Source organism: Modestobacter sp. DSM 44400 (assembly GCF_900107175.1).
In the GTDB taxonomy this organism is placed as follows: domain Bacteria; phylum Actinomycetota; class Actinomycetes; order Mycobacteriales; family Geodermatophilaceae; genus Modestobacter.
On the sequence record NZ_FNOZ01000002.1, the window covers coordinates 191,414 to 201,821 of the forward strand.

Annotated in this window: 9 protein-coding genes and 1 pseudogene; 2 read left to right on the forward strand and 8 right to left on the reverse strand. The window is 74.0% G+C overall.

Annotated elements, in window-relative coordinates:
- Positions 1-65 precede the first annotated feature (65 nt).
- From BLW04_RS03265 to BLW04_RS03280, 4 genes are all read right to left on the reverse strand, one after another.
- Positions 66-719: a Trp biosynthesis-associated membrane protein gene (locus BLW04_RS03265; protein ID WP_091537271.1), complete on the reverse strand. Its 654-nt coding sequence runs from the start codon at positions 717-719 to the stop codon at positions 66-68.
- Positions 716-2,236: an anthranilate synthase component I gene (locus BLW04_RS03270; RefSeq protein ID WP_091537273.1), complete on the reverse strand. Its 1,521-nt coding sequence runs from the start codon at positions 2,234-2,236 to the stop codon at positions 716-718. The genes BLW04_RS03265 and BLW04_RS03270 overlap by 4 nt, the downstream gene beginning before the upstream one ends.
- Before the next feature lie 73 nt (positions 2,237-2,309).
- Positions 2,310-2,678, reverse strand: a complete 369-nt coding sequence (hisI, locus tag BLW04_RS03275) for a phosphoribosyl-AMP cyclohydrolase (protein ID WP_091537276.1) — start codon at positions 2,676-2,678, stop codon at positions 2,310-2,312.
- A 24-nt stretch (positions 2,679-2,702) separates the two neighbouring features.
- Entirely contained in the window at positions 2,703-2,954 is a 252-nt protein-coding gene (locus BLW04_RS03280) for a hypothetical protein (protein WP_091537279.1), read from the reverse strand.
- Positions 2,955-3,125: 171 nt separating this feature from the next.
- Between BLW04_RS03280 and BLW04_RS03285 the strand changes: the two genes are divergently transcribed.
- Positions 3,126-3,323 (forward strand): hypothetical protein, encoded by a 198-nt coding sequence (locus BLW04_RS03285; RefSeq protein ID WP_139306709.1) that lies wholly within the window; start codon positions 3,126-3,128, stop codon positions 3,321-3,323.
- Positions 3,324-3,375: 52 nt separating this feature from the next.
- Here the strand turns inward: BLW04_RS03285 and BLW04_RS03290 are convergent, their stop codons facing one another.
- The 4 genes from BLW04_RS03290 to BLW04_RS26495 form a co-directional block, all read right to left on the reverse strand.
- Positions 3,376-5,031, reverse strand: a complete 1,656-nt coding sequence (locus BLW04_RS03290; RefSeq protein ID WP_091537284.1) for an FAD-binding dehydrogenase — start codon at positions 5,029-5,031, stop codon at positions 3,376-3,378.
- 561 nt (positions 5,032-5,592) lie between these two features.
- Positions 5,593-7,416 (reverse strand): ABC transporter ATP-binding protein, encoded by a 1,824-nt coding sequence (locus BLW04_RS03295; protein WP_091537287.1) that lies wholly within the window; start codon positions 7,414-7,416, stop codon positions 5,593-5,595.
- Complete coding sequence (locus BLW04_RS03300) at positions 7,413-9,299, reverse strand: ABC transporter ATP-binding protein (protein ID WP_091537290.1); 1,887 nt, start codon at positions 9,297-9,299, stop codon at positions 7,413-7,415. The genes BLW04_RS03295 and BLW04_RS03300 overlap by 4 nt, the downstream gene beginning before the upstream one ends.
- 614 nt (positions 9,300-9,913) lie before the next feature.
- Positions 9,914-10,180: a hypothetical protein gene (locus BLW04_RS26495; protein WP_091537292.1), complete on the reverse strand. Its 267-nt coding sequence runs from the start codon at positions 10,178-10,180 to the stop codon at positions 9,914-9,916.
- 21 nt (positions 10,181-10,201) lie between these two features.
- On the opposite strand from BLW04_RS26495, the pseudogene BLW04_RS03310 reads away from it, so the two are divergent.
- Positions 10,202-10,408 (forward strand): annotated as a pseudogene (locus BLW04_RS03310) (IS256 family transposase); the annotation flags it as partial.

Sequence of the window (10,408 nt, forward strand, 5' to 3'; positions counted from 1 at the left end):
CACCTTAGAGAGGCGTCCATGGCCCCCGGTCCGGGGGCTCGGCGCGGTCCCGGCCGGCCCGGGGGTCACACTGTCGGGTCCTCTCCCCGGTCGAGCGCCTTCCAGGCCGCCTGGTGCCGGTCCTCGGGGCTCTCCGGCCGGGCCGGCCGGGCAGCCGCGCCCGGACCTCCAGCCGCCGCCGGAGTGCCCGCCGGCACCGCGCCGGTCCGCTCGTAGCGCCGCCCCATCCCCGGCCACCGCTGCCCGCGCAGCACCACCAGCGCGCCAGCCAGCACCGCGAGCACGCCGGCGACCAGCGTGAGCACCGGACCGGTGGCGACCACGGAGGTGCTCACCCGGGCATCGGTCAGCCCGACCACGTCGGACACGTCGGCGGTAGCGGCGTCCAGGCCGCCGGTCAGCGCTCGCAGGCCCGCCCAGGCGAGTACCCCACCGGCGGCGGCCACGACCAACCCGACCGCCGACCGGCCCAGCCCCCGGACCGCGATGACGGCGACCGCGGCGGCCAGCAGCAGCAGGCCGCATGCCGGCACCAGCGCCGCGGCCTGGCTGCCGGTGAGCACGTCGGTGGCCGGCGGCAGCGGCGGCTGGCGGGTGATGGTGACCTCCAGCCACCGCTGGGACGCCGCGGACAGCGCCAGCGCCCCGGCGGCCGCGCAACCAAGGACTACGGCGGTGAGCTCCCGCCGCGGCCGGGTGCCCGCGTCGGGGCCGCTCACCGCAGCTCCCGCAGCCCTTCCGCGGTGGCGATCGCCGAAAGCACGGCCCGCGCCTTGTGCCGGGTCTCGGCCTCCTCCGTCGCCGGGTCGCTGTCGGCCACGATGCCTGCCCCGGCCTGCACGTAGGCGCGGCCGGCGTGCAGCACCGCGGTGCGGATGGCGATCGCCATGTCCAGGTCGCCGCTCGCGTCGAGGTAGCCCACGGTGCCGGCGTACAGCGCCCGCCGGGTCGGCTCCAGGGACTCGATGACCTCCATCGCCCGCGGCTTCGGCGCGCCGGAGACAGTGCCGGCCGGGAAGGTGGCGTCGAAGACGTCCAGGGCATCGCGGTCGGGCAGCAGCCGCCCGCCCACGGTGGACACCAGGTGCATGACGTGGCTGTAGCGCTCCACCCGCATGAAGTCCGCGACCTCCACGGTGCCCGGCACGCTCACCCGCCCAAGGTCGTTGCGGGCCAGGTCGACCAGCATCACGTGCTCGGCCCGCTCCTTGGGGTCGGCGAGGAGTTGCTCGGCCAGCCGGATGTCGTCCTCCAGCGTCGCGCCGCGCGGCCGCGTACCGGCCGGCGGGTGGACGACGGCCCGGTCGCCGGTGACGGTGACCAGCGCCTCGGGCGAGGAACCGACCACGTCGAAGGGCGACTCGCGGCCGGCGAAGCGCAGCAGGTACATGTACGGCGAGGGGTTGGTGGCCCGCAACACCCGGTAGAGGTCGAGCGCCTCGACGGCGGTGCGCAGCTCGAAGCGCTGGCTGAGCACGGTCTGGAAGACGTCGCCGGCCCGCACGTGCTCGCGGATCCGCTCGACCCCGGCCTCGTAGACCCCAGGCCCCATGTTGCTCTCGACCGGCGGAGCATCGGCGGTGCAGACCGTCGCCACTCCCGGCGGCACCGCCTTGGTCAGGTCGGCCGCCATCGCGTCGAGCCGGGTCACGGCGTCGTCGTAGCCGCCCGGCGTCCGCCCGACCACGTTGGCGATGAGCAGCACGGTGCCGTCGGTGTGGTCGAGCACCGCCAGGTCGGTGACCAGCATGAGCGCGAGCTCGGGCATGCCGAGGTCATCGGTGCTGGTCTCCGGCAGCCGTTCCAGCCGGCGGACGACGTCGTAGCCCAGGTAGCCGACCAGCCCGCCGGTCAGCGGGGGAAGACCCTCGGTGCGCGGGGAACGCAGCCGCCGGGACAGCGTGCGGACGGCGGCCAGCGGGTCGGCGGGCAGGTCGTCGGTCAGCCCGGGGAGCGGGTCGCCGAGCCACTGCGTCGTCCCGTCGCGCTCGGAGAGCACCCCGGCGCTGCGCACGCCGACGAAGCTGTACCGGGACCACTGCTTGCCCTGTTCGGCGGACTCCAGCAGCACGGTGCCGGGGCGGTTGCCGGCGAGCTTGCGGTAGATCCCGACGGCGGTCTCGCTGTCGGCGAGCAGCCGCCGGGTGACCGGCACGACCGGAGCAGCGCTGCCCGTAGAGGCGAGAGCGGCGAACTCCTCCCGGGTCGGGGAGGTCGTCCCGAGGCTCAAGCTCATGAGTCCTCCTCGCTGGCGCTCGTCGGCCGGCTTCGCCCTGGCGTTGTGCTCATGGATGAGCTCGCAAGCTCGCTCATGGCCGCTCCCCCGTCGTCGCGGGTAGCGGCCGGTGGAAGCAGCTGCGCTCGCCGGTGTGGCAGGCCGGGCCTTCCTGGTCGACGAGCAGCAGCAGCGCGTCGCCGTCGCAGTCGAGCCGGACGTCGCGCACCCACTGGCGGTGCCCGGAAGTCTCGCCCTTGACCCAGTACTCGCCGCGGCTGCGCGACCAGTAGGTCGCCCGGCCGGTGGTCAGGGTGCGGTGCAGCGCCTCGTCGTCCATCCAGGCGACCATCAGCACCTCGCCGGTGTCGTGCTGCTGGACGACGGCGGCGACCAGGCCGGCGGCGTCGCGGCGGAGGAGGTCGGCGACGGCCGGGTCGAGGGAGGTGGCGGGGGCGGACATGCCCCGATCGTCCCACCCGGCAGGTCAGCTCCCGGCCGGTGCCCGTCCCCCGGGACCGGCCGCGGGCCGTGCGGCGGCCCGGCGGGCCCCGCCCTCCCGCGCCCAGGTCCGGGCCGACGGTGTGAACGTCAGCCCGGCGGCGACGGCGGCCAGCGCGCCGAAGACCAGCGGTAGCAGCACGGCCTGCCCGTACAGCCCGGCGGGCGCGACGTCGCCGAGGACGGCGGACCACCGCACGGCCAGCAGCAACTCGGCGACCGCGGCGGCCAGCAGCACGGTGCGCCGCCCGCCGAGGACCAGGACCCGCCGGCCACGAGCGCGGCGACCACCGCGAGCTGGACGAACGGCGTCCAGCCGGTCAGGCCGCCGTCGGGCCGCCGGGCGAGGGTCAGCAGGGCGCTGTAAGCCGCGGCGTAGACGGTGCCGACCAGGGTCAGCACGGCGAGGGTGAAGCCGAGGGCCGCGGCGGCGATCGACGTCCCGGGGCGCTGCGGGCGACGTGGACCCCAGGCCGGCGGGCCCCAGGCCGGCGGGCCCCAGGCCGGCGGGCCCCAGCCGGGCGGGGGTCCGGAGGACGGCGTCGGCCAGGAGGTGGGCTGGTACGGCTGGTACGGCTGGTACGGCTGGTACGGCTGCGCGGGGTAGCTCGGCCGGCCGGCGTTCGGCGGCGTCGCGTCCCAGTCCTGCTCGGGGCGGGTCACAGCGCGGCCGCCACGGCCCGGCCGGCGGTGCGCCCGGAGAACAGGCAGCCGCCGAGGAAGGTGCCCTCCAGGGAGCGGTAGCCGTGCATCCCGCCGCCACCGAAGCCGGCGACCTCGCCGGCCGTGTACAGCCCGGGGAAGACTTTTCCTCCAGAGCGCAGGACCCGGCCGGACAGGTCGGTCTCCAGCCCACCCAGGGTCTTGCGGGTGACCACGGAGAGCCGGACGGCGATCAGCGGCCCGGCGTCGGGGTCGAGCAGCCGGTGGGGGGCGGCGACCCGGATGAGCTTGTCGCCCAGGAACGTGCGCGCCTGCCGCACGGCCATGACCTGCAGGTCCTTGGTGAAGGTGTTGGCGATCTCCCGGTCGCGGGCGACGACCTCGCGCTCGACGGTGGCCAGCTCCAGGTGCGGGGAGTCGCCGGTGACCCGGTTCATCCCGGCCACCAGCTCGGGGAGGGTGCGGGCGACGACGAAGTCCTCGCCGTGGTCCAGGAAGGCCTGCACCGGTGCGGCGGCACCCGGCTTGACCCGGGTGAGCAGGAGCTTGAGGTCCTTGTTGGTGAGGTCGGGGTTCTGCTCGGAGCCGGAGAGGGTGAACTCCTTCTCGATGATCTTCTGGGTGAGCAGGAACCAGGTGTGCTGGTGTTCCGTCGTCCCGATGTGGGCGAGGGTGCCCAGGGTGTCGAAGCCGGGGAACAGCGGGGCCGGCAGCCGGCTGCCGGTCGCGTCCAGCCACAGCGAGGAGGGTCCGGGCAGGATCCGGATGCCGTGCCGGGCCCAGACCGGGTCCCAGTTGGTGATGCCCTCGGTGTAGTGCCACATCCGATCAGGGTTGATGACCCGGCCGCCGGCGTCCTCGGTGATGCCGAGCATCCGCCCGTCGACGTGCTCGGGGACGCCGGACAACAGCCGGTCGGGCACCGGACCCAGCCGGGCCGGCCAGTTGCGGCGGACCAGGTCGTGGTTGGCGCCGATGCCGCCGGAAGTGACGACGACGGCCCGCGCCGAGTAGTCGAACGCCCCGACCTGGGTGCGGGAGCTAGCTGTGCCGCGGGCCGCGTCGCTGGGCTCGAGAACTGCCCCGCGGACGCCGGTGACCACGCCGTCGGTGACAACCAGGCCGTCGACCCGGTGCCGGTACCGGACGTCGACCAGTCCGCGGGCGGCGGCCTCGGCGACCCGGCGGAGGAAGGGGGCGAGGACCCCGGGGCCAGTGCCCCAGACGATGTGGAAGCGGGGCACGGAGTTGCCGTGTCCGGTGGCCGTGTAGCCGCCGCGTTCGGCCCAGCCGACGACCGGGAAGAAGCGGACCCCCTGCGCGCGCAGCCAGGACCGCTTCTCCCCCGCGGCGAACTGCAGGTAGGCCTCGGCCCACTGGCGGGGCCAGTGGTCCTCCTCGCGGTCGAACCCGGCGGTGCCCAGCCAGTCCTGACGGGCGAGCTCCAGGGAGTCCTTGACCCGCAGCCGGCGCTGCTCGGGGCTGTCGACGAGGAAGAGGCCGCCGAAGGACCAGTGCGCCTGACCGCCGAGTGAGGCCGCGGGCTCCTGGTCGAGCAGGAGCACGCGCTTTCCGGCGTCAGCGAGCTCGGCCGTGGCGACCAGTCCGGCCAACCCTGCCCCCACGACGATGACGTCAGCCTCGGTGCCCACGGGCCGACGCTAGCGGGCGCGGAGCCCCGACCGGCGCCCCCGACGCGCCCGCCCCCTCGAACGAGTCCACTCGCGGCAGGCTGAACGGTCGCCGGACGCTCCCGGAGAGCGTCAGCTGAGCCGGACGAGCCGGCGGGCGGCGAACCAGCGGCGGACCCGGGCAGCGCAGAGAGAACCGGCGACGCCCGGTAGCACCCAGGCGAGGAGGAGGAAGCCGCCGGTGCCGTCGCCGAACGCGCCGCTGAGGATACCGGTGATGACGGACAGCGACAGCGCGGCGGCCGGCAGGCAGGCAGAGCGCCAGCCGGGACCGGCCGAGCAGCAAAAGGAACACGCCGATGACGAGCAGGAGGGCGAGCAGCGCGGGGACGGCGACGAACAGCCATGTACCCGAAGAAGTCGACGGCCAGCGCGCTCAACAGGCGAACGGAACGGCGAGCAGCGCGGCGACGGGCGGTCGCCGGCGGACCGGCGCAGCGAGAGGAGGGTGCACGCGCGCACCGCAGGGGCTGGCGGACGGTCCCAGGGGGCCGCGTCTGCCCGACGCGCCGCCCCGGGTGCTCAGGCCGCCGGCTCGGCCTGCCGTCCCGAGGACCGCCGCCACGAGCTGTGCAGTCCGGCGTAGACCCCGGGGACGTCGACCAGTTCGTCGTGACGGCCGCGCTGCACCACCCGGCCGGCGTCGACGACGAGCACCTCGTCGGCGCGCTCGGCGGTGGACAGCCGGTGGGCGATGGTCAGCGTCGTCCGGCCGGTGGTGAGCGCGTCCAGCGCGCGGGTCAGCCGCATCTCGGTCGCCGGGTCGACGGCGCTGGTCGCCTCGTCGAGCACCAGCAGGTCGGGGTCGGCGACGTAGGCCCGGGCGACGGCCACCAGTTGGCGCTCCCCGGCCGACAGCGACTCTCCGCGCTGGCCGACCGCGGTGGCCACGCCCGCGGGCAGGCCCGCCACCCAGTCGCCGAGCCCCAGCTCGGCGAAGGCGAGGGCGACGTCCGGGTCGGTCATGCCGGGTCTTCCGTAGCGGACGTTGTCGGCAACCGAGGCGTCGAAGAGGAAACCGTCCTGGGGCACCATCACGACCCGCTCGCGCAGCGAGGCGAACGCGACGTCGGCGAGCGGCACACCGCCGATCAGGACCCGCCCCTCGGTGGGGTCCATCAACCGGGTCACCAGCTTGGCGAAAGTGGTCTTGCCCGAGCCGGTCTCCCCCACGATGGCGACCCGGGTGCGTGCGGCGACGGCCAGGTCGACGTCCTCGAGCGCCTTGCGCCCGCCGGCGGAGTAGGCGAAGCCAACATGCTCGAACCGGACGTCCAGCGGTCCGGGAGGCAGGGCGCGGGCACGCTCCGGGTCGGCGATGGCCGGATCGCGGACGTCGGGCTCGGTGTCCAGCACGTCGAGGACGCGGCGGAACCCGGCGACGGCGTTCTGCGCCTCGTTGAGCACCTCGCTGGCTGTCTGCACCGGGGCGACGAAGAGCGTGACGAGGAACAGGAAGGCGACCAGAGTGCCGGCGGAGATCTGACCGTCGATGCCGAGCAGGACGCCGACGACCACGACGGCGGCGTTGGCGAGGGCGGCGACGAACTCGCCGCTGACGTAGACGGCCGCGGTCGTCTTCTGCGCGTCGATCGAGGCCCGGTAGTGCCGGTCGATGGCACCGTCGATGCGGGCCGCCGTCCGGCCGCGGATGCCGTACGCACGCACCGTCGGGGCGCCGACGACGGACTCGGAGACGGCGCCGAGCACGTCCCCGATGCGCTCACGGACGACGCCATACACCGCGGCGAGCTTCTGCGAGAAGTACTTGACCGCCACGACGAGGGGGAGGAAGCAGACCAGGACCAGCAGGGTGAGCTGCCAGGAGTAGACGGCCATGACCACGGTCGCGACGACGAGCTGGCCGACGCTGACCAGGCCGAGCACGCCGCCCCACTGCATGAACACCGAGAGCTGGTCGACGTCGCTGGTGACCCGGGAGACCAGCGAGCCACGGCGCTGGCCCTGCTGGTGCAGCACGGAGAGGTCGTGGACGTGGCGGAAGGCGCGCACCCGGAGCCCGGCGAGCGCGGTCTCCGTCGTCCGGAAGAGGCGGACGTTCATCCGGTAGACGGCGACGCCGGTGACCAGCACGACGACGGCGCTGATGGCGATCAGCCCGCGGATCAGCGGGATGTCCGGGCCGCCGGGGGCACCGAGCCCGCGGTCGAGGGTCTGCTGGACGGCGATCGGGACGACGACCCGCCCGGCGGTGGCGATGAGCGCGAGGAGGAAGGTGAGCGGCAGGCCGGAGCGGAACTCCGGCATCATCCGCAGGCCGCGGCGGAGGGTGGCCAGCGCCCCCTCCTCGCGCGCGTCGGCGGCGAGCAGCGGTTCGCCGGTCATGCCCCCACCTCGACGGGCTCGTCGGTGCGCTCGGCGAACTCGGGCGGCTGGTAGGCCTGCACCAGCCGGGCGTAGCCGGGGACCTGGCGCAGCAGTTCGTCGTGGCTGCCGCGCGCGACGAGCCGGCCACGCTCGAGCCAGACCACCTCGTCGGCCAGGGCGATGGTGGCCTGCCGGTAAGCGACCACGACGACCGTGGCCGGCCGGTCGCTGGCGCGCAGTGCGTCGAGGATGCGGGCCTCCACGGAGGGGTCGACGGCGCTGGTGGCGTCGTCCAGGATGAGCAACCGCGGCCGCCGGACGACGGCCCGGGCCAGTGCCAGGCGCTGGCGCTGACCGCCGGAGAGCGAGGCGCCGCGTTCGCCGACCCGGGTGTCCAGGCCGTCGGGGAACTGTGCAACGAAGCTCCCGGCGGCGGCGATGCGTAGCGCCTCATGGACCTCGTCATCGCTGAACGGGGCGCCGAGGGTGACGTTGTCGCGGACGGTGTCGTCGAAGAGGAAGGTCGACTGCGGAACGAAGGCGACCTGACTGCTGACCTCGCCCTCGCGGAGCGTGCGCAGGTCGACGCCATCGAGGAGGACCTGGCCGGTGTGCGGGTCGACGAGGCGGACCAGCAGGCCCGCGAGGGTGGACTTGCCGGATCCGGTGGGGCCGACGACGGCGACGGTGCGGCCGGCCACGACGTCGAAGGTCACGCCGGAGAGGGTGGGCTGGGCATCCTCGGTGAACCGGAAGTCGACGCCCTGGATGCCGAGCCCGGCGCCGCCAGTGCCGGCCGGGGCGGCGTCCGGCCCGTGCGGGGTCTCGCCGGTGGCCTCCAGCACCGGGGTGACCCGGTCGAAGCCGGCGAGCGCCCGGGGCAGGTCGGCGAGCACCCAGCCGATGGCCCGGATGGGCAGGGCGAGCAGGGTGAACAGGTAGGCGATGGAGACCAGGTCACCGGCGTCGGTGGCGCCGGCGGCGACGCGCTCGGCGCCGACGAGCAGGACGGCGAGGGTGCCGAGGTTGGGCAGCGCCTCCATCATCGGGTCGAACAGGCCGCGGACCCGGCCGACGGCGATCAGGCCGTCGCGGAGCTCATCGGCCTTGACGGCGAAGCGCCGGGCCTCGTCGGCCTCGCGGCCCAGGGTCTTGACGACGAGGGCGGCGTCGAAGCTCTCGTGGGCGATCTCGCTGACCTCGGCGCGCAGCTGCTGGGCGTGGGCCATGCGCGGCGACATGACCTGGCTGTAGACGGCGTTGAGCACGAAGACGAGCGGGAAGACGACGAGGCCGACGATCGCGAGCAGCGGGTCGGTGAGAACCAGGACGACCACCGTGATGGCGACCATGACCAGCGCGCCGCAGGCGAAGGGCAGCGGGGAGACGAAGAACCAGCTGGACTCGACGTCGGAGTTGGCGTTGGACAGCAGCTGGCCGGTTGGGTGGCGCTGGTGCCAGGAGAGCGGCAGGCGGAGGTACTGCCCGGTGACGCGACGGCGGTAGTCGGCCATCAGCCGGTAACTCATGATCCCGGCGAAGAGCCGGCGGCCGAGGATGCCGAGGATCTTGAAGACGGCGACGACGATGATCGCCAGCGCGGCGAGGGAGAGCGCGCCGGCGGTGGTGGCGCCGTCGGCGAAGGCCGGGAGCAGGACGCGGTCGGTGATGCCGCCGATGACGTAGGCGCTGGCCACGGTCATGCCGCCGTAGAGGCTGCTGCCCAGCACGGCGAAGGTGAAGATGCGCGGCTGCTCGGAGATCGCGCGCCCGACGTGCCGGAGCCCGCGGCGGACGACGCGCTTGTCGCCGCCAGTGTGGTCGTCGGCAGTGGTCCCGGCCGGTCCCGGCTCCGCTGCGTGGTCCGGGGGCGGGACCGTGGACTTCCAGCGGCGGGGCACGCGTCTCCTCGTGTTCGTACAGGCGGTCTGCGAAGCGTACCCGCGGTCTTTACCTTGGATAAATTCTTTCCGGAAGCTTCAGCGCTCCGCGAGCAACGCCGCGTCGTGCGGGGTGGGCATAAGTCCGGCTTCTCCGGCCGAGGGCAGCCGGCGGCGCCGCGGGCTGCACGCCGATGGCTGGCACGACACGCACGTGCCCGCGCGAGTCAGCGAGCGCATCCGGTCTCCGAACTGACTCCCCACGCCAATGCCAACCACAGCGGCGACGGCTCAGAACGGCGGCGGTGGATCGTCATCGGTCCCGGGTGGTCCACGTGACCAGTGAAAGCAGCCGCTGTGAACAATCCCCCGGACCGCCCGGCAACGCCGGCTCCGATCCCCTCCCGGACGCCTTCGTGGTTGCGGACGGGCTTCGATCGACGCTGGCCGCCCCGGCTCGACCCAACGGGTGGTGGGCCTCCCACCGGATCGGCACGTCCGCAGCTGCCAACGCGTTCTCCACGTGGCCCACCCGATGTGGGCCGCGGATCGAGTGACGTGGGCGCGCGGCCCATCCCGTGTGGCCAGTGGGTGAGGTACGACGCCCGGCAGAGCCGATCCGCCCTCCCGCCCGGTTATCCGTCGCCGACCGGAAGGGCTTCGCTGTAGCCGACCCGGTAGACGAGCAGCCGCATCCCCGGCGACGGTTCGTACGAAGCCGTCTGCTGGAAGTTGCGCGCGAAGTACTGGTAGACGTCCTCCTCGTTGCCCTGGTCGTAGCTGAGGAGGAGGTAGATGTACTGGTGCCCCTGGCGAGGTTGTCCCGGGTCTCGTGGAAGTTGAGGTGGCGGTCCCCCGCCTGCACCGGCCGTGAGGTAGGTGTTGGGCGTCCGCCAAGACACCGCTTCAGACAGGGGACCGCCGTGACCAAGAAGTACCAGAACGACAAGATCGACACGCCCGTCGGCGACGGGCTCGTCGTGCCCGAGCGGGTGAGTGTGGCGATGGCCGACATCGCCGGGTCGATGCGCGAAGGCCTGCTGGCGTTGGCCGTGGGCACCGGCCTGCAGGTCATGGCGGCGCTGATGGAGTCCGACGTGACCGCGGTGGCCGGCCCGAAGGGCAAGCAT